The organism is Serratia sp. JUb9 (assembly GCF_014298095.1).
Taxonomy (GTDB): Bacteria; Pseudomonadota; Gammaproteobacteria; order Enterobacterales; family Enterobacteriaceae; genus Serratia_B; species Serratia_B rhizosphaerae.
In genome coordinates this window covers 3,472,190-3,498,572 of sequence record NZ_CP060416.1, presented here as the reverse complement: position 1 = coordinate 3,498,572, position 26,383 = coordinate 3,472,190, and the positions used below count along the sequence as shown (strand labels likewise).

The window sequence follows — 26,383 nt, the reverse complement described above, 5'->3', positions numbered from 1 at the left end:
ACACGCGGTCAGACGTGATTATTTGGGTTCGCTACCGAACCATTTTTTATAGATTTCGTTGTAGGTGCCGTTTTCACGCAGCGTTTTCAGCGCGCCGTTGACCTTCTCGCGCAGATCGCTGCCTTTCGGGAAGGCGATGCCGTATTGCTGTGCTTCCAGCGAGTCGCCCACCGTTTTGAATTTGCCGGCGCCGGCGGTCTTGATAAAGTACAGAATGTTCGGCGTGTCGTGCACCACCGCGTCGGCGCGCTTGGTGCCCAGCTCCATATAGGCGTTGTCGATATTCGGGAACTGGCGCAGATCCTTGGTTTTGACGTGTTCCTTCACGTAATCCACCGAACCGGTGCCGCTTTTCACCGCCACCACTTTGCCGTTCAGGTCGTTGACGTTTTTCACCTCGTCATTATCGGCGTTGACCATCACCAGCAGGCCGCTTTTGTAGTAACCGTCGGAGAAATCGATGGCTTTCTGGCGCTCTTCGGTAATAGTGATACCGGCCAGCGCCACATCAACGTTTTTGGTCTGCAGCGCCGGGATGATGCCGCCGAAGTCCATCGGCTTCAGGCTGTAGTCCAGCTTCAGCTCTTTGGCGATGGCGGCCCACAGATCGATATCGAAACCGACGTATTGGTTACCCTGTTTGAATTCGAAAGGAACGAAGGCGGTGTCGGTGGCGACCACCAGTTTGTCTGCTGCGTGAGAACTTACGGCAAAGGCCAGCGACAGGGCGGCCAGCGAGGTTTTAAATATTGACTTCATGAGAGGAATTTCCTGTACAGGTTGTGATTGACCCATTTTTTTATTGCATTATCGCCATGAAATAATCGTGCCACGTCTGCGATTTCTATAAAAACAAAGGGTTAAGATGTGATGTTGTGCCGTTACGGCGAGTTATTATGATTACGCTCTCAACGGGTGCCCAATAATGATGCGGGCGATCGCCGTTGGTGCGTTGGCTTATGATTAACTAAAAAGTGGTGGCAAAACAACCGAAAGTTAACAATTACGCATCAATACTGATAACTAAATCTAACTTTTTGGCGCAACGCAGGGGATGTCGCAGCGCAAAAAAACCGCTCAGGTGGCCCTGAGCGGGGGAAGATTAGCGTAGTTGGCTGTCTTTACTGCCGCGGCGGTTGTACAAACTGCCGGCAGCGTGTTTTTTATCCAGCGCGTTCTGGCAGTTCAGGCAGTAGCGTACGCCTTGTAAAGCCTGGCGGCGCGCCAGCGGGATTGCTTCCCCGCACTCCTGACAGTATTGTTCGCTTTCGCCGTGTCCCAGCGCCTGCCGGGCGCGCTGTACGGCGTCGTCGACGGTGGAGTCGATTTGATCCTGAAGCGCGCCGTCTGCCGCCCATCCGCTTGCCATAAGCCACCTCCTGCCGTAAAAGACCTCTCAACAGAATATGGTGTTTTTTTCGCCGATTTCAAGCGTGGTTCGCAGATGACAACAGGCTGACGCCGCAGCGACAGCCTGCATAAGCAGGGTTATTCGATATTGGCTTCAATAAACCACAGGAATTTATCCAGATCGCGCGAAGCGGCGGTAAAGATATCCGCGGTGTCTTCGTCATCCACGGCGCTGATTGCCTGGCGGATGTCGTTCGCCACGATGCCGTAACGGTCGGCCAGCGCTTTCAGGTGTTCCTGTACGCTGTGGATATGGGTCGGGTAGCTTTTCAGCGGCGTGGCCGCGTTGACGGTCTGCACGGTGCCCAGCGCAATGCCGCCCAATTGGACCACGCGCTCGGCGAAGATATCCAGATGATCGGTAATCGCGGTGCGGAAGCCGTCGAGCATTTCATGTACGGCGATAAAGTTGGCGCCGCGCATGTTCCAGTGCGCCTGTTTGGTGATTAGCGACAGGTCAATAAACTGTGTGAGCTGGTGGTTCAGGATGCTGATAGTTGCCAGCTTGGTTTTGTCATCCATATCATTGCGGGTATACAGAAGGTCAGAAGATTTCGTTTTCACCAGTTTTGCGGTACTCATAAAGATATCCTCTTAAATTGTTGTCCCAAATTCATTACGGAATAATTATAGCAGCGTCGGGTTATTTTATCGGCTGATAAAGGCTATGGATTAAATAGGCGGAGGCGATGTAATGGCGTGTTGGTGTTAAATGAATGTTAATACTGACTCGATTTTAGTTATTGATAAATAGTGATTTTTTATTTTAAGTGGTATGTGGAGGCATTATTTATCGGGTGTTGCTTTGGCACGATGTTTAATGACTCGTTGATAATCAACGGATAAGTTCTTCTCCCACGGTTAATCATCCTGGTTATGTTTTTTAAACCAGCATCAAGGCGATATGCTGTTTTTGAGAACATCCTCTCCGTGCGTCGTGCGCGTCCGAGACGTCAGGCTGCGGCGCAGCGCTGACACCGTTCAGCTTTATGGTGATATTTGGCACGTTTTATCTGCAACAGGTCATTTCCATTCACAATAAAACTTGCATCAGATAACGTCTGAACGCCTTGCCTGCCGCCCATTATAGGAAGAGTGACTCGCTTCGCATTTTCAGCACCGGTGAAAATCTACTTTGTTACTGCTTTAGCTAAAACCTTTCAGCTAACCACAAGGGCAGAATAATGAAGACGCTAACCGCAGTTTCAATCGCTATCTCTTTGATTTCAGGCTATGCCTCTGCGCAAACCATCGTGTTGACCGACAGTGAAAAAGGCATTGAACAGGGTAACTGGCAGACCGACAGCCACAAGCTGAAGCTGGGCGGCGCCGATTTCAGCCTGCGTCAGCAGGTGTTGCACGGTGGCAAACAGGAGGGGTCGAAAGTGATTACCCTGACCAGCCCCGGTGGGTTGACCATCGCGCTCAGTCCGACACGCGGCATGGATATTTTGCATGTCAACGGCGCCGGCGTACGGCTGGGGTGGGATTCGCCGGTTGACGAGGTGGTTAACCCGGCCTATATCAATCTGGAAAGCCGCAACGGTCTGGGCTGGCTGGACGGCTTTAATGAAATGATGGTGCGCTGCGGCTTTGCATGGACGGGGCACCCGGGCGTTGAGGACGGCACGCTTTATACGCTACACGGCCGCGCCGGCAATACGCCGGCTTCCAAAGTGCTGGTGGAGATTGATGAAAAAGCGCCATATACGGTGCGCATCCGCGGTTTGCTGAAGGAAAACACCTTTAAGAAAAGCAACCTGGAAACCTGGACCGAGCTGCGCTACGTGCCGGGAAGCACCGCCTTTACCATTGAAGATAGCCTGACCAACCGTGCGGACTACCCGCGGGACTATCAGATCATCTACCACAGCAATTTCGGCAAGCCGTTACTGGAAGAAGGCGCGCGATTCAACGCGCCGATCAAGGAGATCTCGCCGTTTAATGACTATGCCCGCGCCGGTTTGAAAAACTGGTCGCAGTATCAGGGGCCGACCAAAGGCTTTGATGAGATGGTGTTTAACATCGTGCCTTACGCCGATGCCGAGGGGAAAACCCTGGCGATGCTCAGCAACCGGCAGGGCGATCGCGGCGTTTCTATCGGCTTTAATACCCGTCAGTTGCCGTTGCTGACGCTGTGGAAAAACACCGATACCGAGCGGCAGGGCTACGTCACCGGCATTGAGCCAGGCACCAATTACGCTTATCCGGTAAACATCGAGCGCGAACAGGGGCGTATCAAACAGCTGCAGCCGGGGCAGAGCACGCAGTTCGCGCTGACCTACACCCTGTTGCAGAATGCGCAGCAGGTTAAGCAGGCCGAGGAGCGGGTCAAGGCGCTGCAGGGCGACCGCGATGTCAAACTGGTGGCGCAGCCGATAGCGGTGGAATAAGGAAAACGCCGTCAGGCCGGCGTAACGGCTGGCCTGACGGCATGGCGTTAGAAATCATACGGTGGTTCATAGAGCACTTTGACGATCGCTTTCTTGATGTGTTGCGGGCTTTGCAGCTGACAGCCGGCTTTATGAGGTTCAAACGGGAAGAACAGCACGAACATGCCGGGCGTCATATGCAGCGTCTGCCACGGGCGGCGGATATCGGCCCGCTGACAATCCTGCTGCTGCTGATAGGCCTCACAGTGGATCTCGCTGCCCGGCAGGCCGTAGTCGATACGCTCCTCACCGCTCAGCAGTATCTGGATATCCAGATACTGGTAGTGCAGTTCGGCGCGTTTTTGTTCGGCAGGTTCGGTGGTTAGTTCGACCACTTCCATAAAGATGCGATCGCCGTCAATGTTATGGCGTCCCAGGGGCAGATTAGGCAGATCTTGCTGACGTACCTGCGTCAGAATGTCAGCCAGATCTGAAGACAGTCCCTGTCCATAACGGGGATTAAATAAACTATTTAAAATCATTCAGCTTCTCCGTTCCGTCGATAAAATTCCTATACTTATTGTGGCTATTTTATCGACGAAAAACAGTTAAGCCGTCCGCAATCCGATGATTTAAGGCAGACTTTCAATACGCGGTTTGGGCTTGATGGTCAGCGTCGCGCCCATGGAGGCGGTGATAATGGCGCTCAGCGCCAGCCATTGCACCTGCGTCAGGTGCTCGCCAAGGAAAAGCATGCCGGAAAATGCCGCCATCGCCGGCTCCAGGCTCATTAAGGTGCCGAAGGTGCGCGCCGGGATTTTCGGCAGCGCGATAATCTCCAGCGAGTAGGGCAGCGCGGTGGACAGAATAGCGACGCCCAGCGCCAGCGGCAGGATATCCACGTTAAGCAGCGCCGCGCCGGTGTGCCAGGCGCCGATGGGCGCGAACACCAGGGCGGCGATCAGCGAGCCGACCGCCACGGTGCCCGGGCCATGATCGCCGCCGGCTTTCTGACCGAAAATGATATATACCGCCCAGCAGGCGCCGGCGCCCAGCGCACAGGCGGCGCCAAGGGGGTCGATGCCGCCGACGCCGTGGCCGAACGGCAGCAGGAAGATCAGCCCGGTGATGGCCAGCGCTACCCAGACAAAGTCGATCGCCCGGCGGGATGAGAACATTGCCACCGCCAGCGGGCCGGTAAACTCCAGCGCTACGGCGATGCCCAGCGGTACGGTGCGCAGCGACAGATAAAACAGATAGTTCATCGCCCCCAGCGCCAGGCCGTAAATCAGCAGCGGCAGGCGGTTACCGGCGCAAAAACGCATGCGCCATGGGCGGAAGATAATAAACAGGATCAGCGTGCCGATGCACAGACGCAGCGTGGTGATCCCTTCGGCGCCGACCAGGGGAAACAGACTTTTCGCCAACGAGGCGCCGCCCTGAATCGACACCATGGCGACCACCAGTAAACACACCGGCAGCAGTATAGAAGACGCTTTTGCAGAAACCGACGAGGACATCCTTTTAAGCCTTATTATGCATTCCCGCAGCAGGGGAGATCGGAGAAAAACCAGACAGGCCTCAGTGTAATGAATCGCCGACGTTCTGTCTGCGAAATAGCGTACTGAGGAGATTTTTAAACGGTTTGTTTAAGTAAAACTGGTGCGTTAGCACAAAAAGTGCGCATTTTATTAAGAAAAATCTGGATATTAAGTAGGTGATTTTTGTCACGCTTGAGGATAGAATACGTCCGAAAATTAAGCGAAAAGAAGCGGATACAATGTTCTTGTAATTTTCTGTTACACGATATCAAGTGTTAGACACTCAAATCGGGGCAGAGTTTCACGCTAATTTTTGTTATATTTTCATCGTATAGACAAATGGATGTACTTAATAATAAAACGCGTTTGAGGTGGTTATGAAAAAAATTGCATGTCTTTCAGCAGTAGCAGCTTGTGTATTAGCAGTGACCGCAGGTACCGCGTTCGCTGGCCAGAGCACCGTAACCGGTGGCTACGCTCAGGGCGATTTCCAAGGCGTTGCTAACAAAGCTGACGGCTTCAACCTGAAATACCGTTACGAGTTCGACAACAACCCACTGGGTGTGATCGGCTCTTTCACTCACGTAGAGAAAGACCGTGCTGAGAACGGTACTTACAACAAAGCTCAGTACAACTCTATCACTGCAGGTCCTGCTTACCGTTTCAACGACTGGGCAAGCATCTACGGCGTGATCGGTGTGGGCTACGGTAAAAACGTTGCTAACGCACAAGACGGTTCTCACCGTGGCGGCAGCAGCGACTACGGCTTCACCTACGGTGCTGGCCTGCAGTTCAACCCAATCCAGGAAGTTGCTCTGGATGTTGGTTACGAGCAGAGCCGTATCCGCAACACCGACATCGGTATCTGGAGCGTTGGCGTAGGCTACCGTTTCTAAGAATTATCGTTAGCGGCCTGCCATCGGCAGCCGTTTACGACAAAAAATCCGCCTTCGGGCGGATTTTTTTTGCCTGCGGATCGGCTCAGAGCGTCTGCTCCATCACCAACACCGTCCGCTGATGGTATTCGGCGCGGTGGGTTTCACGAAAGCCCAGCTTATGCGCCAGCTTAATCGAAGGCTGGTTGTGCGGTGAAATGATGCACTGCGTTCTGCCGCCCGGCAGCGCGCTTTTGCCCCAGGCCAGCACCGCCCGCAGGGCCTCCGTCGCGTAGCCTTTGCCGTGGGCGGCAGAGCACAATGTCCAGCCCATCTCCGGGGCCTCCAGAGCCGGTGTGATATCGCGCTGATAGTTGGCGAAGCCGAGGCTGCCGATAAACTGGCCGCCGTGTTTCTCCCGCACCGCCCAGTAACCGTAACCCAGCAGCTGCCAGTGGCCGATATAGCGCAGCAGGCGTCCCCAACTCTCTTCTCGATCGCGCGCGGCGCCGCCGCCAATATAGCGCATCACCTGCGGATCGGCGCTCATCGCCGCCACGGCGTCGAAGTCATTCAGGGTATAAGTGTCCAGGATTAAGCGTTCGGTGGTGAGGCGGGGAGCTGCAGTAAAGCGGGGTGAATTCATGATTCCTTCTCTCTGAAACGTTGCGGGCGCACACGGCGCGCCCGCTGGGGAAAAGATAAGGTGTGAATTCAGTATGCTATATCAGCAGCCATAAAAGCCAGGTAAACAGGAAACCGCTGACGCTGAGTACGGTGGTCAGCACCGTCCAGGTTTTCAGCCCGTCGGCGACCGACAGGCCGAGGTATTTGGTGACAATCCAGAAGCCGGAGTCGTTTACGTGCGACAGCCCCAGCCCGCCGAAGCAGGTGGCCAGCGTCACCAGCACCAGTTGGAGGTGATTAAGCCCGCCGACCGCTTCCGACAGCAGCCCGCCGGTGGTCAGAATCGCCACCGTCGCGGAACCCTGCGAGGCGCGCAGCGCCAGCGAGATGATAAACGCCGCCGGGATCAGCGGCAGGCCGATGGTGGTCAGTACCTCGGCCAGCGCCTTGCCGACGCCGGATTCCACCAGCACTTTACCGAATACCCCGCCGGCGCCGGTCACCAGAATCACCACGGCGGCGGTCGGCAGCGCTGCACCCATCACGTCGCTGGTATGCTGCAGGCTCCAGCCGCGACGCACCGCCAGAAAATAAAAAGCCAGCGCCAGCGCGATCATCAGCGCCACCGCCGGCGACCCCAGCAGCGCCAGCGTATCGCGCAGGCCGGAACCCGGCTCGAGCAGCGTGGCGGAGACGGTGCCGGACATAATAATGGCGATGGGGATGATAATCAGCGCGGAGATCAGCCCGGCGCCCGGCGGGTTGAGGCGGTCGCTGAGCGGCGCGCTGTTCTCCGGTGCGGCCAGCTGCAGCTGTTCCAGCACCTCGACCGACAGCGGGTAGGATTTGCGGTTGAGGTAGCCGGCGACGACGTAGCCGATAATGCCGACCGGTATGCAGATCGCCAGGCCGATAATGGTCAGCCAGCCGATATCGCTGCCGAGCAGGCCGGCTGCCGCCACCGGGCCGGGATGCGGCGGCAGCGCCACGTGCACCGTCAGCATCACGCCGGCCATCGGCAGGCCGAATTTGAGCGGCGACACCTTCGCCACCTTGGCGAAGCCGTAAATAATCGGCGCCAGAATAATAAAGCCGACGTCGAAGAACACCGGAATACCGAGGATAAAAGCCGCCATGGTCAGCGCGGCGACGGTGCGCTTTGGCCCCAGCGCCTGACTGAAGCGCTGCGCCAGCGACTCAGCGCCGCCGGAGTGCTCGATCATGCGCCCCAGCATCGCCCCCAGGCCGATAATAATCGTGACCGAACCAAGCACGCCGCCCATACCGGCGGTCATTACGCCCATCACTTCGCCGGTAGGGATGCCGGCGGCCAGCGCCACCAGCAGGCTGACCGCCAACAGCGCGATAAACGGCTGTACCTTGGCCTTGATCACCAGCAGCAGGAGCAGCATGACGCCGGACAGCGCAATTAACAGTAACATTGTGGTAGACATGGTGTTGCCTTTAAGCAGGATCCCCGCATTTTCGGGGTACAGAAGCCCAGGCGCCGCGATCGCCGGGGAACCGGCGATACGGGCGCACGTATTGTTATAGGGTGTGGCTGCGTTAACGGTTACAGATAGGGTCTGACCCACGCCAGCCCGGCGTCGGTTGCCGCGCGCGGCTGGTATTCACAGCCGATCCAGCCGCCGTAACCGAGGCGGTCCAGCTGTTCGAACAGCCAGGGGTAATTCAGCTCGCCGCTGTCCGGTTCGTGACGATCCGGCACCCCGGCGATCTGGATATGGCCGTAGCGCCCGGCCAGCGCCTGCATCAGGCCGCTGATGTTGCCGTCCACCAGCTGTGCGTGGAAAAAGTCGAACTGGATAAACAGATTAGGGCGATCGACCTGCGCCTGTAGCACCGCCGCCTGATGCTGGCTGGAAAACAGATAGTTCGGCTTCACCTGCGGGCTGAGCGCCTCAATCATCACGTTAACGCCGTGCGGCGCGAACGCGTCGGCGGCATAGCGCAGGTTGTCGATAAAGGCCGTGCGATAGGCCGCCGGATCCGCGCCGGCGGGCACCACGCCGGCCATCACGTGCACGTTGGGGCAGCCCAGCGCCAGCGCATACTCCAGCGCGCAGTCGATATCGGCGCGCGCCTCGGCTTCACGGCCCGGCAGCGCCGCCAGGCCCCATTCGCCGGCGGCGGCATCGCCCGGCGCGGTATTGAACAGCACCTGCTGCAGGCCGTGCTGACGCAGCTGTTCCGCCAGCTGCTCGGCGGGGTAGTCATAGGGGAACAGAAACTCGACCGCTTTAAAACCGGCGTCGGCTGCGGCGGCGAAGCGATCCAGAAACGGCAGTTCGGTGAACATCATCGATAAATTGGCGGCAAATTTAGGCATGATCAGCTCCGTAACTCGGCAATTTCATCATCGGTCAAATAACGGATCGGGCGGTCGCCGAGGGTGAAAATCAGCTTCGCCGCGTCCTCCATCTCTTCGGTGTTATCCGCCGCGGCGCGCAGGTCTTTCCCGGTCACCACCGGCCCGTGATTGGCCAGCAAAAAGGCGCGGTAGGACGGCGCCAGCCGTGCCAGATCCTCGGCCAGACGTTCATCGCCGGGGCGGTAGTAAGGTACCACCGGCACCTGGCCGACGCGCATCACCACATAAGGGGTGAAGGGTTTGAGGGCATTACGGGTGTCCAGCCCCTGCAGGCAGGAGAGGGCGGTCAGATAGGTGCAGTGCAGGTGAACCACCGCTTTGCATTCCGGGTTATTCAGGTACAGCGCGCGGTGGAAGCTGATCTCTTTCGACGGCTTGTCGCCGGAGATCCATTCGCCGTGCAGGCTGACCTTGGACAGGCGTTCTGCCTGCAGTTCGCCCAGGCAGGAGCCGGTCGGCGTGGCCAGCAGGTTGCCGTCCGGCAGCAGCAGCGACAGGTTGCCCGCCGAGCCGGTGGCGTAGCCGCGCTGGAAGAACGAAGCGCCGAGGCGCACCATCTCTTCGCGCGCCTGTTGTTCGGTGGTGTGCGTCATAGCGGGAACTCCGTTTGTGCTCTGGCAAAGAAGTTTTCGTCGCCGAAATTGCCGGATTTCAGCGCCAGGGAGACCGGTTGTTCAATGGCGCGCACCCAGGGTACGCCGGGAGAAATGCACGGGCCGATATGGAAGCCGCGGATGTCCAGCGCCTGTGTCACCACGCCGGAGGTTTCGCCGCCGGCGACGATAAAGCGCCGGAAGCCGGCCTGATACAGCCTCCGCACCAGCGCGGCGAACAGCGCTTCGACCGCCTGGCTGGCGGCCTCGACGCCGTATTGCTGCTGGGTCTGCCGCAGCGCGTCCGGCTCGGCGGTGGCATACAGCAGCGGCGCGAGATCGCCGCTCTGTTGCTGCACCCAGTCGCTCAGTTCGCGGGCGTAGCGCTCACGCTCGGCGTCGCTGATGCAGCGCGCCACATCGATGGCCTGCGCCGCCGCCTGCTGGCGGTAACGGACGACCTGTTTATTGGTCATGGTAGAGCAGGAGCCGGACAGCACCACGGCCTTCTCCCCCTGCGGCGCGCCGGCGGCCTGAGCCTGCGTCTGGCCCGGCTGCGCCCACTGGCGGGCCAGGCCGATCGCCAGGCCGGAGCCGCCGGTGACCAGTTTCATGTCCTTCAGTGCTGCGCCCTGGGTCAGCAGGTGTTGTTCATTCAGCGTATCAAGCACCACATAGCGTACACCCTGTTGCGCGAGCTGCTGCAGCCGCTCGCGCACGCCGTCGGCGCCGGTATCCATGGCGGCGGCGTCGATCAGTCCGCAACGGCCGCTGGCCTGCGCTTCCATCAGCCGCAGCAGGTTGCTGTCGGTCATCGGCGTGACCGGGTGGTTGCGCATGCCGGATTCAGACAGCAGCTGATCCATCACGAACAGGTAGCCCTGATAGACGGTGCGGCCGTTAACCGGCAGCGCCGGTGAAATCACCGTTTGGCTCTCTCCCAACGCATCGAGCAGCGCATCGGTCACCGGGCCGATATTGCCGCGGGCGGTGCTGTCGAAGGTGGAACAATACTTGAAGTAAAACCGTTGGCACCCCTGACGCCGCAGCCAGTCCAGCGCCTGCAGTGATTGTTCGACCGCCTGTTCGGCCGGGCAGGAACGCGATTTAAGGCTGATCACCACCGCCTGTGCGTGTACGGCGTCGTCGTTGTCCGGTACGCCGTTCAGCTGTACCGTCGACAGGCCATTTTCCACCAGAAAGCTGGCGATATCGGTGGCGCCGGTAAAATCATCAGCAATTACGCCAAGCAACATTATGGCAACTCCTGTTTTTGCGGCAGTTCAATGCCGGTGAAGATTTTGATCACTGCGCTGTCGTCTTCTTTACCGTAGCCGGCGTTGCTGGCGGAGGTAAACATATTCAGCGCGGTGGAAGCCAGCGGCAGCGGGAAGTGCAGCGCCTTGGCGGTGTCGGCTACCAGTCCCAGATCCTTGACGAAAATGTCCACCGCCGATTTTGGCGTATAGTCGCCGTCGACTACGTGGCGCATACGGTTTTCAAACATCCAGGAATTACCGGCGGCGTGGGTAACGACGTCATACATCACATCCAGCGGAATACCGGCGCGGGCGGCCAGCGCCATCGCTTCGGCGCCGGCGGCGATATGCACGCCGGCCAGCAGTTGGTGAATGATTTTCACCGTAGCGCCGAGGCCGATTTCGTCGCCGACGCGGTACACTTTGCCCGCCACGGCGTCGAGCAGCGGCTGTAGCCGGGCGAAGGTGGCTTCACTGCCGGCGGCCATTACCGTCATCTCTCCGGCGGCGGCTTTGACCGCGCCGCCGGAAACCGGCGCATCCAGCATCGCCAGCCCCTGCGCGGCCAGACGTTCGGCGATATCGGCGGCGTCGGCGGCGGAAATGGTTGAGGAGACCATCACCGGCGTACCGGGTTTCAGCTGCCCGGCCAGACCGCGCTCGCCAAACAGGATCTGTTTGACCTGGGCGGCATTCACTACCAGCAGCATCACCGCGTCCAGTTCGGCGGCAAAATCATCGGCGCTGGCGGCAACCTGTTTTGCTCCTGCCTGTTGCAGGGTGGCGCGCGCCTGCGGATTGAGATCGACGCCGTAGGTGGTTAAGCCGGCGTTGATACAGGATTGCGCGGCGCCCATGCCCATGGAGCCGAGGCCCACGATGCAAACGGTATAGTTAGCGGCTTGTGTCATACTGACTCCGTGTTAATTTTAGTGATATTTTGTTCTCATGTGTTAAATGTAAGCGTTTTTAAGCGCGTTTATGGTGACCGCCTTCACAAAATTTAACGAATAATGGCGCGGGATTAACGGCGATGTATCAGGCTGAAAGTGGTAATTATTTGTTTAATTGACAAATTATGGGTTTGCCATACTTTTATACCCGGTGCGACGTTTGCTGCCGCAGAACGAAAATTGACGTAAAATCACAATAATTATCAGCCGTAAGGAGAAGCCCTGTGATTCCGGTAGAACGCCATCAACAAATTCTGGCCCTGGTTGCCGAGCGCGGCGTGGTCAGTATCGCCGAGCTGACGGAGCGGCTGGCGGTGTCGCATATGACCATCCGGCGCGATCTGCAGAAGCTGGAAGAGCAGGGGGCGGTGATCGCGGTATCCGGCGGGGTGCAGGCGGCCGAACGGTTGGCGATTGAACCGTCGCACCAGGATAAGGAAGGAATGTTCAGCCAGCAGAAGGCAGCGATCGGTGCGCTGGCGGCCAGCCTGATTCCGGCCAACAGCTGTATTTATCTGGATGCCGGCACCACCACGCTGGCGCTGGCGAAGCAGATCGGCGAGCGCGGCGATTTAACGGTGGTCACCAACGATTTTGTGATAGCGGCTTACCTGCTGGAAAACAGCCAGTGTGAGCTGATTCACACCGGCGGCACGGTATGTCGGGAAAACCGCTCCTGCGTGGGAGAGGCCGCGGCGCAGGCGCTGCGCCAGTTATTTATCGATCTGGCCTTTATTTCCGCCTCCTCCTGGAGCATGCGTGGCCTGTCGACGCCGAGCGAGGATAAGGTGGCGGTGAAAAAGGCCATCGTTGACGCCAGCCGGCGGCGTATTCTGCTGAGCGACACGTCAAAATACGGCAAGGTGGCCACCTATCTGGCGCTGCCGATCGCGGTGTTTGACGCCATTATTACCGACAGCCATCTGCCCGACACCGCCCAAACTGCTATTCAGCAGGCGAATATCACTCTGCATATGACCGGCGAGTAGCCGGGCAATATTCTGGTGCTTTCTGGCCCGACCATGAGCGCGTTGCAGGCGGTTGTGGAGATACGGGCCAGCGCGGCCGCATTTTCTGCTGCGCCAGGGGCTGAACGCATGAAGCCGTGCGCGATATTTATATTAAATTTTGTGGTTAATGGGGGATTAACCTTACTTTTTAGCTTAAATTTTATTAAATGCCCTATAAAAAACTAACTTTACCGATATTGGTTTTTGAATATATCCATTCGGATTGCCTTTGTATACTCTACCCGAATGTGGCAAGAAAATTCCTATTGTTGCCGGTGGTGATTACAGGTATTAAATTCCCGTTTTTATTCATTTTGAACGCAACGTTTTCTCTTATCATCAACGCGGCCGGCAACGCATTTAACGTGGTTTTGGGTTAACATCCGCCTGGCATTTTTTGCTAACGGTGAATGCTTGAATATAGTAGGCAATATGAAATATAGAATTAATGGACAGATTCTTTTTGATACGGACAGCGGCAGCCTGGGATTGGAGGGATTCCCGGAAGAATCGCTGGCTATTTCTAATCCGTCAAAGCGGCTATTGCTTTTACTTATTGCGCACCACGGCGAGCAGGTCAGCCGCGAGTTGATATTCCGCAAGGTGTGGGATGATTATGGCATGGTGTCCAGTAATAATAACCTTAACCAATGCGTGAGCAAATTACGGCGGGTGCTGAAAACGTTAGGTATTGATGACGAAGTCATTATTACCGTACCCAAAGTCGGATTTATGCTGGCGCATAATATCACGCTGGAGACGGATGAACCGCACATCACGCCGCCGCAGAACATAGCAGCCGAACAGGGTGAGCGGCGCGCCGTATCCTGGCGCAACGCCGGGCGGCGTTTGCGTACGGGCGTGGCGCTTGGTGCGTTGCTTTTGTTGGTTATCAGCGTTGGCATCTGGCTGATTTATCGTAACAGTGCGGTCAGACAGGAGCATTTAATTGGTGAGGTGAATAACTGCAAGGTATTTTTATCGGCGCCGCGTGCTGCGCTGAATGGTAATGCGGATCAGGTTAACGATATGCTCGCGTATATTAATGCCAATCCTGAATCGTGTAAGAGCGGCGAATATTTACTGTTGCTCAGCAGTAATCAGGTAGGGTCCTATATTAAAGGCGTTTCCCGGCTGTTTATTTTGAAATGCCGGGTGGCGCGAGAATACCGTGTTGAGGTGTGCCGCAGTCAGAAAGACGGACCGCTGTTTTAGTCCACGCAGCGGAATAACACATTTACCGTGTTTTATAGATCTCATTATAACGAATTATTAACATTGCGCCGGCTGTCAACGGCAAACCATTCTTCAGGTATATATTATTTGTTTTCAGGTGCTGTATTTATTATATGACCGTAGGCTAACGTACCGTGGCCGATAAGTTTTATCGCACGAGGGGAAAATGAAAAATAACGATCGGAGCCGCCATTTTATTTTATATGATGCGATGCCGTGGGTTGGCATGGGGCTGGAGGCTTTTCTACGCCCGCTGAGTGCGACGACTCAACCGGTTGCCAGCCTCAGCGAGCTGAAGGCGATACTGATGCAGCAGCCCCGGCAAACGGTGATTATGGAGCTGTACGGTGCGCAGGAGTGCCTCTATGACGGCCTCTATTTTATACTGCATGAGAAAGCCTTCTGGCCGAATACCCCCTGGGTGGTGCTGACGGATATCGAGAATCACAGCGTTTTGCGCCTGCTGGCGTCGATACCGGATAGCGTACTGGTATCCAAACGCGACGGCTTAGAGGCGATTTTGGACGCCATCTCTGCGGCGCATCATGCCGTGCACTATCTCAGTCCGGCCATCCGGCGCAGTATCGCCGGCCAGCAGGAGAGCGGAACGTTCAAGCACCTGTCCGGCAGTGAATGGCGCATCCTGGCGTTAATGGCGGCGGGCTTCTCTGCCAAAAGCATCGCGACCACCACCTATCGTTCCTACAAAACGGTGAGCACGCATAAACTGAATATCATGCATAAACTTGGCCTTAATCAGAGCGGCTTTATCCACCTGCTGCTTTCTCTGCGTACGCGTTGGCCGTGCTGAACGGTCGCTAATACTGCGGGGGCTTCCGGTGTGATAGCGTTGCCCCGCTTGCCTTCCTTTCTCCTGCTGCCTTCTCCTGCATTCGGTGCGCCAGCGCATCACCGTTCCGGCCATGGGTTCGCCATGGCGCGGGATTGGCTTGCCATAATATCCGTTTTATCTGAACGACATGCGCGCTATTCATGACCGGAAGGCCGCTCTGTCGGCGGCTGAAAAAAACGACCGACATGTCGGTTAATTAAGCATAAACAACAGAAGCGGAATCTACGGTGAAATCCCATTTGATGGAATTTATTTATTAATATCCGAAGATAACCGCTTATTGTCGATATTTAAATCTAAACATTTACGTTTTTATAGTTAATGAATCTATTGATTGAGTTTCGATATAAGATTTTTCTCGTCAAGGCAGGCTAATCAATACAAGGGGCGCTTGGCGCATTTTCAAAGATTGGCTGGCCGCGATGTAGTCAGTTTATTCCCGTTTTTCAGCGTGCTGTAGCGGGGATAAGCCGTATGTCGCCAAAGGAAAGTGCATGACTCTAGGAATCGGCGGAAGGGAACATTGTTCAACGACCCGCCTCATACTCAACTTGAAGGGAAATTACATTCTATGACTATCACCAAAATCGCTCTCGCTGTTGCCGCCATGATGCTGTCCGGCGTCGTCGCCGCCGCCAACAATACCATTCAGTTTCAGGGCGAAGTCTCAGACCAGACCTGTACCGTGAGCATCAACGGCAATGCCTCCACCCCGGTGGTGCTGCTGCCGACGGTATCCAAGGCTGACCTGGCGGCCGCCGGCGCCACCGCAGGCCAGACGCCGTTTACCATCGGCCTGACCGGCTGCACCGCCGATGCAGCGAACGCCACCGCCGTTAAAACGGTATTCGTCGCCAACAACCTGACCGCCGACGGCCGGATGGGCAACACCGGCAGCGCGACCAACGTTTCGCTGGAGCTGATTGATCCGGCAACGCCGGCTGCGCCGCTGGATCTGAGCGGCCAGGCGGGGACGCCGGGGTTGAGCCTGGCGGCCGGCGCGACCTCCGCCTCTTATGACTTTGCCGTGCGTTACTACTCTGAGGGCAGCGCGACCGCCGGGTCGGTATTGGGCAGCGTGCAGTACGCGGTGTCGTATCAGTAAGCGTATTTCCCCTTCCGCCAGTGCGGAAGGGGGTTTTGAGAGGCCGTTTATATGACGAACAAGGGATTTTGTCAGTCACTTTGTCTCACCGCCGCGCTGCTGGCCGGGCCGGCGATGGCCAGCGTGGTGATGCTGAATACGCGGGTGATTTATCCGGCGGACGCTCAGTCGCAGACCGTACAGTTCACCAACCATAGCGACATCCCCTATGTAATGCAGATGTGGACCGACGTGAATAATCCGTCGTCAACGCCGGAAAATGCAGACGGGCCGTTTGTCACGGTGCCGGCATTGTTCCGCGTTGAGCCGAAGACCGGCCAGTCGGTCCGGCTGGTGTTTACCGGCAAGGATCTGCCGCAGGACCGTGAGTCGGTGTTCTATCTGAATTCGGCGCAAATCCCGCCGAAAAACGCCGTCAACGGCGCCGAGAACCAGATGCTGGTGGTGCTGCGTAACCGGGTGAAAATTTTCTATCGGCCGAAGAATTTGCCGGGCAATGCAGACGGCGTCGGCGGACAGCTGCGCTTTTCCCTGCGTCAGCAGGGCGGGCAGTGGCGGCTGAATGCCTATAACGATTCCAGCTATTACGCCTCGGTAATTGGCGCAGCGGTGCTGGTCGGCAAGCGGGCCGTGCCGTTCAAAACGGACATGATCGCACCTAAATCACAGGCCAGCTGGCCGTTATTGACGCGTACGCCGTCGCCGGCCGGCGCGCAGAAAGTCACATTTACCCTGATCAATGACTACGGTGGCCATATCAAGGCGGAAGCGCGTCTGAGTCAATAAAACGCGCGGTGCGGTTTTGCACGTAAGGGACTGAAGGGATGCAAACAACAATCACATATTCCGGCAGCGCGCGGAAGAGTACGTCGCCAGGCGTGATGCCTGGCTGCGGCGCGCGTCTGAAACCGCTGGCGTTGACGCTGGGGCTGCTGACGCCGCTTGCGGCCGGCGCCGGGCAGTTTGAATTTGACGACAGTATGCTGGTGGGCAGCGCGGGTCAGCAGAGCCTTGCCCGCTTCAGCCGTGCAAATACGGTGACGCCGGGCGACTATCAGGTCGATATTTTTATCAACGGCGCTTTTCTCTCCCGCCAGACGCTGACGTTTACCGCGCAACCCGGTCAGGACGTCGTTTTCCCCTGTTTTAGCCGCGACGCGCTGATTGCCGCCGGCATATTAGCCGTCAATATTAAAAGCAGCGCCGAACAGGCCACTGCCAATCCTTGCCTGCCTCTGGAACAGCAGGTCGCCGGCGCCGGCAGCCGCTTTGATTTTGCCCGCCTGCGGCTGGATATGTCCGTGCCGCAGGCGCTGATGAAGCGTGTGGCGCGCGGTTCAGTGCCGCCTGAGGAGCTGTCCGTTGGCGAAACGCTGGGGTTCGTCAATTACGACAGCAACTATTACCGCAGTAAAAGCAGCGGTACGACCAGTGACTCGACCTATCTCGGGCTGAACGCCGGCTTTAACCTGGGGCTGTGGCAGCTGCGTCAGCAGTCGAGCTATACCCGCTACACCAGCGACCATGCCCCTACGCTCAGCAGTTGGAAGTCGGTGCGCACCTACCTGCAACGGCCGCTGCCGGCGCTGAACAGCCAGCTGACGCTGGGCGACAGTTTTACTTCCGGCAACCTGTTCAGCAGCCTCGGTTTTCGCGGCGTGCGGCTGGAAACCGACGATCGCATGCTGCCGGAGTCGCAGCGCGGCTATGCGCCGACCATCCGCGGCGTGGCGTCGACCACCGCCAAAGTGAGCATCACGCAGGCCGGCACGCAGATTTATCAGACCACGGTGGCGCCGGGCGCCTTTGTGATTGACGATCTCTATCCCACCAGCTATCAGGGCGATCTGGTGGTGGAAATTCAGGAAGCCGACGGCCGGGTGTCGTCATTTACCGTGCCGTTTTCGGCGGTGCCGGACTCTTTGCGCCCGGGGCGCTCACGCTTCAACCTGTCGGCCGGGCAGGTGCGCAACCTGGGCGACAGCGATGATATGTTCGCCGAACTCAGCTACCAGAGCGGGTTGAGCAACGCTGTAACCGCCAATAGCGGCGTACGCATTGCCGACGGCTATCAGGCATTGCTCGGCGGCGCGGTGCTGGCCAGCCGCTACGGCGCGCTGGGGATCAACGCGGTGTATTCGCGCGCCGATATGTGGGGGGATACGCTGGACGGCTGGCGCGTCGGTGCCACCTACAGCCGTACCTTTACCCCCACTAACACCACGCTGGCGCTGGCGGGCTACCGTTATTCCACCGAAGGCTACCGCGATCTGGGCGACGTGCTGGGGCTGCGCAACGCGCGCGATCGCGACGCGGTCTGGAGCTCCAGCACCTATCAGCAGAGCGAGCAGTTTGTCGCCACCGTCAGTCAGGGGCTGGGGGCGTACGGCCAGCTCTATTTTTCCGGCTCGACCAGCAGCTACCGTGGCGGGCGCGGACGCGACACGCAATACCAACTGGCGTATTCGCACAGCTACCGCAGCCTCAGCTATAACCTGTCGCTCAGCCGTCAGCAGACCGGCAGCACCCGCTATGGCCTGCAGGATGCGACCTATGTTGCGAGCGGCACGACGCAAAACGTGGTGATGCTGTCGGTATCACTGCCGTTGGGCAGTGGCTCGCGCTCGCCGATTCTGTCGGCCGGCGTCAGCCATCAGAGCGGCGATCGCGGCTATAGCCATTATCAGTCGGCGCTGTCCGGCACGCTGGGCGACGACCAGAGCCTGAGCTATGCGCTGAACGGCGCGTATGACACGGCCGGCGCTGGCAGCAGCTTCGGCGCCAACCTGACCAAGCAGACGTCGGTCGCCACGCTGGGCGGCAACCTGTCCCACGGTAAACATTACACCCAGGGCGGCCTGAGCGCGCGCGGCGCGCTGGTGGCGCATGCGGGCGGCGTCACCCTCGGGCCGTACCTGAGCGATACCTTTGCGCTGGTGGAAGCGGAAGGCGTCAGCGGTGCGGAAGTGATGAACGGCATGGGGGCGAAGATCGACCGTTTTGGCTACGCCATTGTGCCGTCGCTGGTGCCTTACCGTTACAACGACGTCACGTTGGACGCCAAAGGGGCGGAAAACGTCAACGCCGAACTGACGGAGAACCAGCAGCGCATCGCGCCGTACGCCGGGGCGGCGGTGAAAGTGCGCTTTAAAACGCTGGAAGGCTACCCGCTGCTGATCAGACTCAGCCCGTCCGGCGGCGTGCTGCCGCTCGGCGCTAATGTGTATGACGAGAACAATGCGGTGGTCGGTCTGGTCGGCCAGGGGAATCAGGTTTATGCCCGGGCGCAGAAAGCCCGTGGCGAGCTGCGGGTGAAATGGGGTGAGTCGGCCGGCGCGCAGTGCACGCTGCGCTACGACTTACGCGCTCAGGCTGTAAAACAGTCGCTTTATCGTCTGGCGTTGCCATGCGCGGGCCAGTAACGAACGGATAATGATGATGAACATATTCTCGCGCGCCGCGCTGCTGATGCTGGCCGGCAGCGTGTGGCTCGGTCAGGCGCAGGCGACCTGCTACCGGATTACCGCCACCAACACTAACGCCAGTTCGAACTATTATACCGATCCGAGTAAAGGCATCGGCGCCGCCTGGAGCGGCTCGACCGATACCTCCGGCTCTATCGGCACACTGCCGACGACGGTAAATATCAATAACAGCCTGTTTCAGCCGGACGGTACGCCGATCGCCAGCGGCACCGTCAGCGCGCTGGAGGCCGGTTCCGGCAGCTACAGCGCCGATCAGATCCTGTTCCGCTGTACCGCCGATGAGGCCGGTAAGCTGTATGAATACTATGCCACCAACGGCGACTCGGAGTGGGCCGGCAAGGTGGAGGTCGGAGCGGCGTCCGGCCTGCCGGAAACCTACCGCACCTATGCCAACGGTATGGCGCTGCGGGCCACCAATCTGGCGACCGGCGAATACTATTCCCGCTACTGGAAAGCGCGGCCGTTAACCAACCTGGAAACGGATTCGCAGGGATGGATATTGGTGAAAGCCAAGAACTTCAGCGATACGAAGGTGGAGCTGTTCCGCCTGAGCAACTCCACGGGGCCGATGACCGCCACCGGCGTCTATCCCCAGTCGCAGCCGGCCACCTATATCGCTTTTCAGGGCGGCGGGCTGTCGCCGTCCCTGAGCGTCGGCGCGGATTCGCTATCGCAATTCAGCGGCTGGTACGGCGCCTGGCCCGGCGCGGTGAACCTGTATAACCGGTTATATATTCGCCGCTCCGCCACCTGCTCGGTAACCAATGTGACGCCGCTGGTGCGCTTTACGCCGATTACCGCCACCCAGTTGCGCGCCGGTGAAACCCGCCAGATGCCGATCACCATTCAGTTTGACTGCCAGACTGGTACGCCGGCGACCAGCGGCGTCGGTGCGTTTGCCAGCGGCATCGCCGCCAACCAGACGGCGATGGGCATTCTGGTCAACCCGGCGAATGCCGCTGCGGCGGTGGCGGAAGGCGTAGGCACCGCCGGCTCCGGCGTCAGCTATCTGCTGTCGGACGGCTACGGCGTCGATCCGAACGTCGCCACCGGCGTCGGCATCCGGATTTCCCGCCCCGGCGGCGCGATATTAAACCTGCTCAGCACGCTGAGCGGTGCGGTGGCCGGCGGCAACCGCGCCGGCTGGTATCCGGTGCTGGATGACGCCAGCGCCGGGGCGGTAACCAACGGGGTGACCCGCTACAGCAAAACCCTGACCGCCACGCTGCAGGCGCTGCCGGGAAAAACGGTCACCGCCGGCAGCGTGAGCGCCAGCGCCCAGGTGATTATTCAGGTGCAATAATGATGATGAAATGTTTGAAGGCCGCTTTGTGCGCCTGGCTGGGCCTTGGCGGTTACGCATATGCCGGGGTGATTGTCGAGTCGTCGCGCGTGGTATTTGCCGCCGCCGATCGTGAACGCTCGCTGCTGTTGGTCAACGGCAACGACTATCCGGTGGTGGTGCAGACCTGGGTGGACGACGGTGCGCCGGACGGAACGCCGGAAACGGCGGGCGAGGTGCCGGTGATGCCGTTGCCGGGCATTTTCCGGCTGGAGCCGGGGGAGAAGAAAAACCTGCGCCTGCTGGCAACGCAGGTGGCGCAGCCGTCGGATCGTGAATCGCTGTACTGGCTGAACGTGTATGAAATCCCGCCGACCGATGCGCATTTGCCGCCGGGCGTATCGGCGCTCAAAGTAGCGGTGCGGCTGCAGCTGAAGCTGTTCTACCGGCCGGACGGGCTGCAGGGGCAGGCGGAACAACTGGCGGCGCGTCAGCGTTTCAGCCTGACGCGGCTGCCGGGCAAGCTGATGCTGACGGTGAGTAACCCGACGCCGCTGTACGCCACCTACGGTCAGGCGCAGCTGAATGGCGACGGCCGACAGACGGCGTTGGCGATCGGCATACTGGCGCCGTTCGCCAGCAAAACGCTTGATGTGGATGAGCAACGCGACGGCCGGCCGGCGAGCGTCAGCTATGTGCTGATCGACGATGACGGCTACGGCGTCGCCGAGCGTGCCGTACTGAAGCCATAAAAAAGGCGCGTCATCAAGACGCGCCTTTTAGCGATCGCAGCCGGATGGCGGCGTTACATATCCGGGAAGGTCAGGGTATTGCCCGGTGCTTCACGGTGAATATGCAGGAAGTTCAGGTGTTTTTCGTACTGGTCGAGAATATCGCCAATCACCTGTTCTTTGCTGTAGTCCATCAGGTCGTTGCCCTGGGTGCCTTCCATCAGGAAGGTTTCCAGACGGTAGTAGTGCGACTTGCCGGAACGAGCGCGATAGGTGAAGCCCGGTACCGAATAGCGCTGCGGCCAGATCTGGTAGATAAAGTTTTGCTCTTCCCCCAGATGCACCAGCAGCTCCAGGTGCGGCAGGCGCTCTTCTTCCATCGGCGGCACTTCGTTGAACTCCACTTTTGCGCCGCGCAGCTCCAGCTCACGCGCCACTTCCTGCATCGCCGGGAGGCAGACGCGATCCAGCATTTTCTGCGTGTACTTGGTGCCCGGATAGTTCATCACGCGCGACAGACGTTGTTTCCAGTTCAGCACTTCATTGCTGGAGGCCGGCGTCGGCGCCGAGGTGCTCAGCGCACCGGCCTTGCGGTAATCCTCAACCTTCAGCGATTTATACAGCCCGGCCATCACGAAGAAGATCACAAAGCTGAACGGCAGCCCCATAATCACCGTGGCGTTCTGCAGCGCGGAGACGCCGTTGGTCATCAGCATGCCGATGGTCAGCAGGCCGATGGTGACTGACCAGAAGATACGCAGCCAGTTCGGCGCATCGTTATTGATATCGCTCAGCCGTGAGGTGAAGTTACCGAGCACCAGCGAGCCGGAGTCCGCCGAGGTAACGTAAAACAGCAGGCCGGTGATGGTGGCGACCGAGGCGCTGAAGGTGAAGGCCGGGTACTGGGCCAGCAGGCTGTAGAAGCCGTGCGCCGGGTACTGCATCACTTCCTGAGCGAACGCGGTGTTGCCGTGGATAATCTGGTACAGCGCGCTGTTGCCGAAGATCGACAGCCACAGCAGGGTAAACACGAACGGGATGATCAGCGTACCGACCACAAACTGGCGGATGGTGCGGCCGCGGGAAATACGCGCCAGGAACAGGCCGACAAACGGCGACCAGGCAACCCACCAGGCCCAGAAGAACAGCGTCCAGTTGTTCATCCACTCTACCGGGCGGTCAAAGGCGAAGCTGTTGAGCGTCATGCCCATAAAGCGGTTGATGTAATCGCCGACGTTGAGCACCAGCGCGTTGAGCAGGAACTCGGTGTCGCCGAAGAACAGCACGAACGCCATCAGGCCGACCGCCAGCCAGACGTTCAGCTCCGACAGGATGCGGATGCCTTTATTCACCCCGGAGGTCACCGAGATGGTCGCCATCACTACCGACAGCAGGATCAGCGCGCTTTGCACCGTCAGGTTTTCCGGCAGGTCAAACAGCACTTTCAGCCCGTAGTTCAGCTGCACCACGCCGATGCCGAGGGTGGTGGCGATACCGAAGATGGTGCCGACCACCGCGGCGATATCCACGCTGTGGCCGATCGGGCCGTTGATGCGCTTGCCGAAGATCGGGTACAGCGCCGAGCGGATGGTCAGCGGCAGGTTATAGCGGTAGCTGAAGTAGCCGAGCGCAATCCCCATCAGGGCGTACATCGCCCAGCCGGTCAGCCCGTAGTGGAACAGCGTCCAGACCATCGCCTGCCGTGCGGCTTCCAGCGTCTGGCCCTGGCCTTCCGGCGGCATCATATATTGCGTGACCGGTTCGGCGACCGAGAAGAACATCAGGTCGATGCCGATACCGGCGGCGAACAGCATCGCCGCCCAGCTCATCAGGCTGAATTCAGGTTTGGACTGTTCCGGCCCGAGCTTGATCGAACCAAAACGCGAGGCGGCGATACATACCACGAATACGATATACAGGGTGGCGGCCAGCAGATAGTACCAGCCGAAGGTTTTGGACACCCAGTTCAGGGTGCGGGTAAGCCAGGTTCCGGATAAATCAGTGAAGAAAATCGTCATCAGCGAGAAGGCCAGGATCAGCCCCGCCGAGACGAAGAAAACCACAGGGTTCAGTCTGTCCTGCTGCGGTTTTGAGGAGGTGTCGTGTGTTGTCATCGTCTTCCTCTGGTGTTTAACAACTGAGTAGAATCGAGCCTTTCGTCGGCGGCGTTCACCTCCGGCGAAATACGGCAGACAGCCCGACGGCAATCATTACCTTTGCTTTCTAAAAATTACCGCCGCAACTCTTTAGCGCAGCAAAAAACACTGCGCGGCGGGAACCGCTTACAGCCACTGATTTTGGTCAGGTTTGTTAAATACCTCACAAAAATCAGCCAGTTCCACAACCGAATATTACACTTTAGTAACCAAGCGGTAATAAAATATATGCAATTTTTATTGAACGTTCAATCAAAAAAAAGTTTAATAGTCAGGCGACGTTTCTTAATTTTTGCTAAAAACTGCCATACTTGGGCAGGAAACGCCGTCTTACAGAAGACCTGTTTTGAGAGTCGGAGCCATGCCAAAAGTAGGAATGCAGCCGATACGAAGGCAGCAGTTGATTGATGCCACGTTGGCCGCAGTAAACGATGTCGGAATGCATGATGCCACTATCGCGCAGATTGCGCGTCGGGCCGGCGTGTCGAACGGCATTATCAGTCATTACTTCAAGGATAAGAACGGCCTGCTGGAAGCGACGATGCGCTATCTGATCAGCCATCTGGGCGAGGCAGTCAGGCGGCGATTACAGGCACAGACAGACCAGAGTCCGGCTGCGCGTCTGCAGGCGATTGTCGCCGGCAACTTTGACGACAGCCAGATCAACAGCGCGGCGATGAAAACCTGGCTGGCTTTTTGGGCCAGCAGTCTGCATCAGCCGCAGCTCAACCGGTTGCAGCAGGTTAACGGACGCCGGCTGTATTCCAATCTGAGCGCCGAATTTCAGCGCGCGCTGCCCAAAGCGCAGGCGCGGCTGGCGGCAAAAGGGCTGGCGGCACTGATTGACGGCCTGTGGCTGCGCGCTGCGCTGCGCGGCAGCGAGTTTAATCAGGCCAAGGCCATCGCGCTGACCAGCGAATACATTATGTTTCAGCTCCGGGGGCATACGCCGCCCTGAGGACAGCAATAAAGGAGAACCTATGTCCCGTTTTGGCTTACAGAAGCTCTATATTCATGGTGCCTATGTAGACAGTACCGAGGGTAAAACTTTCAACGCAGTCAACCCGGCCAACGGCGAAACGATCGCCGAAGTTCAGGCCGCCAGCGCTGAAGACGTCAACCGGGCGGTGGCGAGTGCAGCCAGCGGACAGCAGGTGTGGGCGGCGATGACGGCGATGGAGCGTTCGCGCATTCTGCGCCGTGCGGTGGATATCCTGCGTGAGCGCAATGACGAACTGGCGGCGCTGGAAACCCTCGATACCGGGAAGGCGCTGTCGGAAACCACCGCGGTGGATATTGTCACCGGCGCCGACGTGCTGGAGTATTACGCCGGCCTGATCCCGGCGATCGAAGGCCAGCAGATCCCGCTGCGCGACTCCTCATTTGTTTACACCCGCCGCGAACCGCTGGGCGTGGTTGCCGGCATCGGCGCCTGGAACTATCCGATCCAGATCGCCCTGTGGAAATCGGCGCCGGCGCTGGCCGCTGGTAACGCGATGATCTTCAAACCGAGCGAAGTCACTTCGCTGACGGCGCTGAAGCTGGCGGAAATCTACACCGAAGCCGGCCTGCCGGACGGCGTGTTCAACGTGGTGACCGGCAGCGGCGCGGAAGTGGGCCAGTACCTGACCGACCATCCGGGCATCGCCAAAGTGTCCTTCACCGGCGGCGTAAAAACCGGCAAGAAGGTGATGGCCAACGCTTCCAGCTCGACGCTGAAAGAAGTCACCATGGAACTGGGCGGTAAATCGCCGCTGATCGTGTTTGACGACGCCGACCTGGATCGCGCGGCGGATATCGCCATGATGGCCAACTTCTACAGCTCCGGCCAGGTGTGCACTAACGGCACGCGCGTCTTTGTGCCGGCGGCGCTGAAATCCCAGTTTGAAAGCAAAATCCTGGAGCGCGTGCAGCGCATTCGCCTGGGCGATCCGACCGATCCGGACACCAACTTCGGCCCGCTGGTCAGCTTCCCGCATATGGAATCCGTGCTGCGCTTTATTGAAAGCGGCAAGAACAGCGGCGCGCGCCTGCTGTGCGGCGGCGAACGCGTAACCGACGGCGAGTTCGGCAAGGGCGCTTACGTGGCGCCGACGGTGTTTACCGACTGCAGCGACGAGATGGAAATTGTGCGCGAAGAGATCTTCGGGCCGGTGATGAGCATCCTCAGCTACGACAGCGAAGAGGAAGTGATCAAACGCGCCAACGACACCACCTACGGTCTGGCGGCCGGTCTGGTGACCCGCGATCTGGCACGCGCCCACCGGGTGATTCACCAGTTGGAAGCCGGCATCTGCTGGATCAACACCTGGGGTGAGTCACCGGCCGAAATGCCGGTCGGCGGTTACAAACACTCCGGCGTCGGTCGTGAAAACGGCCTGACCACGCTGGAGCACTACACGCAAATCAAATCGGTGCAGGTTGAACTGGGCGACTTCGGTTCCGTGTTCTGATCCCCACCGTCGCATTCAGGCTGCGGCGCCGTGCGCCGCAGCCTGAATAC

General features: G+C 58.6%; 24 protein-coding genes. 12 read left to right on the top strand and 12 right to left on the bottom strand.

The features are described 5' to 3' along the window. Positions 1 to 18: 18 nt before the first annotated feature. The 3 genes from glnH to dps all read right to left on the bottom strand — a co-directional run bounded on the left by glnH (position 19) and on the right by dps (position 1,992). Positions 19 to 759: a glutamine ABC transporter substrate-binding protein GlnH gene (glnH, locus tag HF675_RS16435; protein WP_105230344.1), complete on the bottom strand. Its 741-nt coding sequence runs from the start codon at positions 757 to 759 to the stop codon at positions 19 to 21. Between the two features lie 343 nt (positions 760 to 1,102). Further along, positions 1,103 to 1,369: a DksA/TraR family C4-type zinc finger protein gene (locus tag HF675_RS16430; RefSeq protein WP_187043433.1), complete on the bottom strand. Its 267-nt coding sequence runs from the start codon at positions 1,367 to 1,369 to the stop codon at positions 1,103 to 1,105. Positions 1,370 to 1,488: 119 nt separating this feature from the next. Then, on the bottom strand, positions 1,489 to 1,992 hold the full coding sequence (dps, locus tag HF675_RS16425) for a DNA starvation/stationary phase protection protein Dps (RefSeq protein WP_105230346.1): 504 nt from the start codon (positions 1,990 to 1,992) through the stop codon (positions 1,489 to 1,491). A 602-nt stretch (positions 1,993 to 2,594) separates the two neighbouring features. On the opposite strand from dps, the gene HF675_RS16420 reads away from it, so the two are divergent. After that, positions 2,595 to 3,803 (top strand): aldose 1-epimerase family protein, encoded by a 1,209-nt coding sequence (locus HF675_RS16420; RefSeq protein ID WP_187043432.1) that lies wholly within the window; start codon positions 2,595 to 2,597, stop codon positions 3,801 to 3,803. A 47-nt stretch (positions 3,804 to 3,850) separates the two neighbouring features. On the opposite strand, the gene nanQ is transcribed toward HF675_RS16420, so the two are convergent. Together nanQ and rhtA are read right to left on the bottom strand one after the other, a co-directional pair. Continuing rightward, positions 3,851 to 4,324, bottom strand: a complete 474-nt coding sequence (gene nanQ / locus HF675_RS16415; RefSeq protein WP_105230348.1) for an N-acetylneuraminate anomerase — start codon at positions 4,322 to 4,324, stop codon at positions 3,851 to 3,853. 90 nt (positions 4,325 to 4,414) lie between these two features. Beyond that, complete coding sequence (gene rhtA, locus HF675_RS16410; RefSeq protein WP_111737476.1) at positions 4,415 to 5,302, bottom strand: threonine/homoserine exporter RhtA; 888 nt, start codon at positions 5,300 to 5,302, stop codon at positions 4,415 to 4,417. 398 nt (positions 5,303 to 5,700) lie between these two features. On the opposite strand from rhtA, the gene ompX reads away from it, so the two are divergent. Beyond that, positions 5,701 to 6,219 (top strand): outer membrane protein OmpX, encoded by a 519-nt coding sequence (gene ompX / locus HF675_RS16405; protein WP_105230350.1) that lies wholly within the window; start codon positions 5,701 to 5,703, stop codon positions 6,217 to 6,219. Positions 6,220 to 6,304: 85 nt separating this feature from the next. Here the strand turns inward: ompX and HF675_RS16400 are convergent, their stop codons facing one another. The 6 genes from HF675_RS16400 to ltnD form a co-directional block, all read right to left on the bottom strand. Further along, positions 6,305 to 6,844 carry a GNAT family N-acetyltransferase gene (locus HF675_RS16400; protein ID WP_187043431.1) on the bottom strand — a complete coding sequence of 180 codons (540 nt, stop codon included), beginning with the start codon at positions 6,842 to 6,844 and terminating at the stop codon, positions 6,305 to 6,307. Positions 6,845 to 6,920: 76 nt separating this feature from the next. Beyond that, a complete protein-coding gene (locus tag HF675_RS16395; RefSeq protein WP_111737474.1) occupies positions 6,921 to 8,279 on the bottom strand; it encodes a GntP family transporter in 1,359 nt (452 codons plus the stop codon). 119 nt (positions 8,280 to 8,398) lie between these two features. After that, positions 8,399 to 9,175, bottom strand: a complete 777-nt coding sequence (locus HF675_RS16390) for an HPr family phosphocarrier protein (protein WP_187043430.1) — start codon at positions 9,173 to 9,175, stop codon at positions 8,399 to 8,401. Positions 9,176 to 9,177: 2 nt separating this feature from the next. After that, entirely contained in the window at positions 9,178 to 9,810 is a 633-nt protein-coding gene (locus HF675_RS16385) for an aldolase (RefSeq protein WP_105230354.1), read from the bottom strand. Next, positions 9,807 to 11,066: a 3-oxo-tetronate kinase gene (gene otnK / locus HF675_RS16380; RefSeq protein WP_304573722.1), complete on the bottom strand. Its 1,260-nt coding sequence runs from the start codon at positions 11,064 to 11,066 to the stop codon at positions 9,807 to 9,809. The genes HF675_RS16385 and otnK overlap by 4 nt, the downstream gene beginning before the upstream one ends. Then, positions 11,066 to 11,980 (bottom strand): L-threonate dehydrogenase, encoded by a 915-nt coding sequence (gene ltnD / locus HF675_RS16375; protein ID WP_105230356.1) that lies wholly within the window; start codon positions 11,978 to 11,980, stop codon positions 11,066 to 11,068. Before ltnD ends, otnK begins: the two co-directional genes overlap by 1 nt. 266 nt (positions 11,981 to 12,246) lie before the next feature. Between ltnD and ygbI the strand changes: the two genes are divergently transcribed. The 8 genes from ygbI (at position 12,247) to HF675_RS16335 (ending at position 21,745) form a co-directional block, all read left to right on the top strand. Then, entirely contained in the window at positions 12,247 to 13,011 is a 765-nt protein-coding gene (ygbI, locus tag HF675_RS16370) for a DNA-binding transcriptional repressor YgbI (protein WP_105230357.1), read from the top strand. Positions 13,012 to 13,446: 435 nt separating this feature from the next. Then, positions 13,447 to 14,247 carry a winged helix-turn-helix domain-containing protein gene (locus tag HF675_RS16365; RefSeq protein WP_255427296.1) on the top strand — a complete coding sequence of 267 codons (801 nt, stop codon included), beginning with the start codon at positions 13,447 to 13,449 and terminating at the stop codon, positions 14,245 to 14,247. 187 nt (positions 14,248 to 14,434) lie between these two features. After that, positions 14,435 to 15,079 (top strand): response regulator transcription factor, encoded by a 645-nt coding sequence (locus HF675_RS16360; RefSeq protein WP_105230359.1) that lies wholly within the window; start codon positions 14,435 to 14,437, stop codon positions 15,077 to 15,079. 613 nt (positions 15,080 to 15,692) lie between these two features. Beyond that, positions 15,693 to 16,226, top strand: coding sequence for a fimbrial protein (locus HF675_RS16355; protein ID WP_187043429.1), 534 nt, complete (start codon positions 15,693 to 15,695; stop codon positions 16,224 to 16,226). A 51-nt stretch (positions 16,227 to 16,277) separates the two neighbouring features. Next, positions 16,278 to 17,012: a molecular chaperone gene (locus tag HF675_RS16350; RefSeq protein ID WP_187043428.1), complete on the top strand. Its 735-nt coding sequence runs from the start codon at positions 16,278 to 16,280 to the stop codon at positions 17,010 to 17,012. A gap of 95 nt (positions 17,013 to 17,107) precedes the next feature. Beyond that, on the top strand, positions 17,108 to 19,648 hold the full coding sequence (locus HF675_RS16345) for a fimbria/pilus outer membrane usher protein (protein WP_370446997.1): 2,541 nt from the start codon (positions 17,108 to 17,110) through the stop codon (positions 19,646 to 19,648). Positions 19,649 to 19,658: 10 nt separating this feature from the next. Further along, positions 19,659 to 21,014 (top strand): fimbrial protein, encoded by a 1,356-nt coding sequence (locus HF675_RS16340; protein ID WP_241967381.1) that lies wholly within the window; start codon positions 19,659 to 19,661, stop codon positions 21,012 to 21,014. Then, entirely contained in the window at positions 21,014 to 21,745 is a 732-nt protein-coding gene (locus HF675_RS16335) for a molecular chaperone (RefSeq protein ID WP_187043426.1), read from the top strand. The genes HF675_RS16340 and HF675_RS16335 overlap by 1 nt, the downstream gene beginning before the upstream one ends. Before the next feature lie 53 nt (positions 21,746 to 21,798). Here the strand turns inward: HF675_RS16335 and HF675_RS16330 are convergent, their stop codons facing one another. Next, the gene (locus HF675_RS16330) at positions 21,799 to 23,838 is read right to left on the bottom strand and encodes a choline transporter (protein ID WP_105230364.1); all 2,040 of its coding nucleotides are present in this window, start codon (positions 23,836 to 23,838) and stop codon (positions 21,799 to 21,801) included. Between the two features lie 403 nt (positions 23,839 to 24,241). On the opposite strand from HF675_RS16330, the gene betI reads away from it, so the two are divergent. Next, positions 24,242 to 24,838, top strand: coding sequence for a transcriptional regulator BetI (betI, locus tag HF675_RS16325; protein WP_105230366.1), 597 nt, complete (start codon positions 24,242 to 24,244; stop codon positions 24,836 to 24,838). A 22-nt stretch (positions 24,839 to 24,860) separates the two neighbouring features. Further along, on the top strand, positions 24,861 to 26,333 hold the full coding sequence (betB, locus tag HF675_RS16320; RefSeq protein WP_187043425.1) for a betaine-aldehyde dehydrogenase: 1,473 nt from the start codon (positions 24,861 to 24,863) through the stop codon (positions 26,331 to 26,333). The last annotated feature ends 50 nt before the right edge of the window (positions 26,334 to 26,383 follow it).

Coding starts and splice junctions, on each gene's coding strand:
- otnK (WP_304573722.1), bottom strand. CDS start 11,066: ATGTTGCTTGGCGTAATTGCTGATGATTTTACCGGCGCCACCGATATC.
- betB (WP_187043425.1), top strand. CDS start 24,861: ATGTCCCGTTTTGGCTTACAGAAGCTCTATATTCATGGTGCCTATGTA.
- HF675_RS16430 (WP_187043433.1), bottom strand. CDS start 1,369: ATGGCAAGCGGATGGGCGGCAGACGGCGCGCTTCAGGATCAAATCGAC.
- HF675_RS16400 (WP_187043431.1), bottom strand. CDS start 6,844: ATGAATTCACCCCGCTTTACTGCAGCTCCCCGCCTCACCACCGAACGC.
- HF675_RS16385 (WP_105230354.1), bottom strand. CDS start 9,810: ATGACGCACACCACCGAACAACAGGCGCGCGAAGAGATGGTGCGCCTC.
- glnH (WP_105230344.1), bottom strand. CDS start 759: ATGAAGTCAATATTTAAAACCTCGCTGGCCGCCCTGTCGCTGGCCTTT.
- rhtA (WP_111737476.1), bottom strand. CDS start 5,302: ATGTCCTCGTCGGTTTCTGCAAAAGCGTCTTCTATACTGCTGCCGGTG.
- HF675_RS16335 (WP_187043426.1), top strand. CDS start 21,014: ATGATGATGAAATGTTTGAAGGCCGCTTTGTGCGCCTGGCTGGGCCTT.
- nanQ (WP_105230348.1), bottom strand. CDS start 4,324: ATGATTTTAAATAGTTTATTTAATCCCCGTTATGGACAGGGACTGTCT.
- betI (WP_105230366.1), top strand. CDS start 24,242: ATGCCAAAAGTAGGAATGCAGCCGATACGAAGGCAGCAGTTGATTGAT.
- HF675_RS16390 (WP_187043430.1), bottom strand. CDS start 9,175: ATGCCTAAATTTGCCGCCAATTTATCGATGATGTTCACCGAACTGCCG.
- HF675_RS16420 (WP_187043432.1), top strand. CDS start 2,595: ATGAAGACGCTAACCGCAGTTTCAATCGCTATCTCTTTGATTTCAGGC.
- HF675_RS16395 (WP_111737474.1), bottom strand. CDS start 8,279: ATGTCTACCACAATGTTACTGTTAATTGCGCTGTCCGGCGTCATGCTG.
- dps (WP_105230346.1), bottom strand. CDS start 1,992: ATGAGTACCGCAAAACTGGTGAAAACGAAATCTTCTGACCTTCTGTAT.
- HF675_RS16350 (WP_187043428.1), top strand. CDS start 16,278: ATGACGAACAAGGGATTTTGTCAGTCACTTTGTCTCACCGCCGCGCTG.
- ompX (WP_105230350.1), top strand. CDS start 5,701: ATGAAAAAAATTGCATGTCTTTCAGCAGTAGCAGCTTGTGTATTAGCA.
- HF675_RS16360 (WP_105230359.1), top strand. CDS start 14,435: ATGAAAAATAACGATCGGAGCCGCCATTTTATTTTATATGATGCGATG.
- HF675_RS16355 (WP_187043429.1), top strand. CDS start 15,693: ATGACTATCACCAAAATCGCTCTCGCTGTTGCCGCCATGATGCTGTCC.
- HF675_RS16340 (WP_241967381.1), top strand. CDS start 19,659: ATGATGATGAACATATTCTCGCGCGCCGCGCTGCTGATGCTGGCCGGC.
- HF675_RS16345 (WP_370446997.1), top strand. CDS start 17,108: ATGCCTGGCTGCGGCGCGCGTCTGAAACCGCTGGCGTTGACGCTGGGG.
- HF675_RS16330 (WP_105230364.1), bottom strand. CDS start 23,838: ATGACAACACACGACACCTCCTCAAAACCGCAGCAGGACAGACTGAAC.
- ltnD (WP_105230356.1), bottom strand. CDS start 11,980: ATGACACAAGCCGCTAACTATACCGTTTGCATCGTGGGCCTCGGCTCC.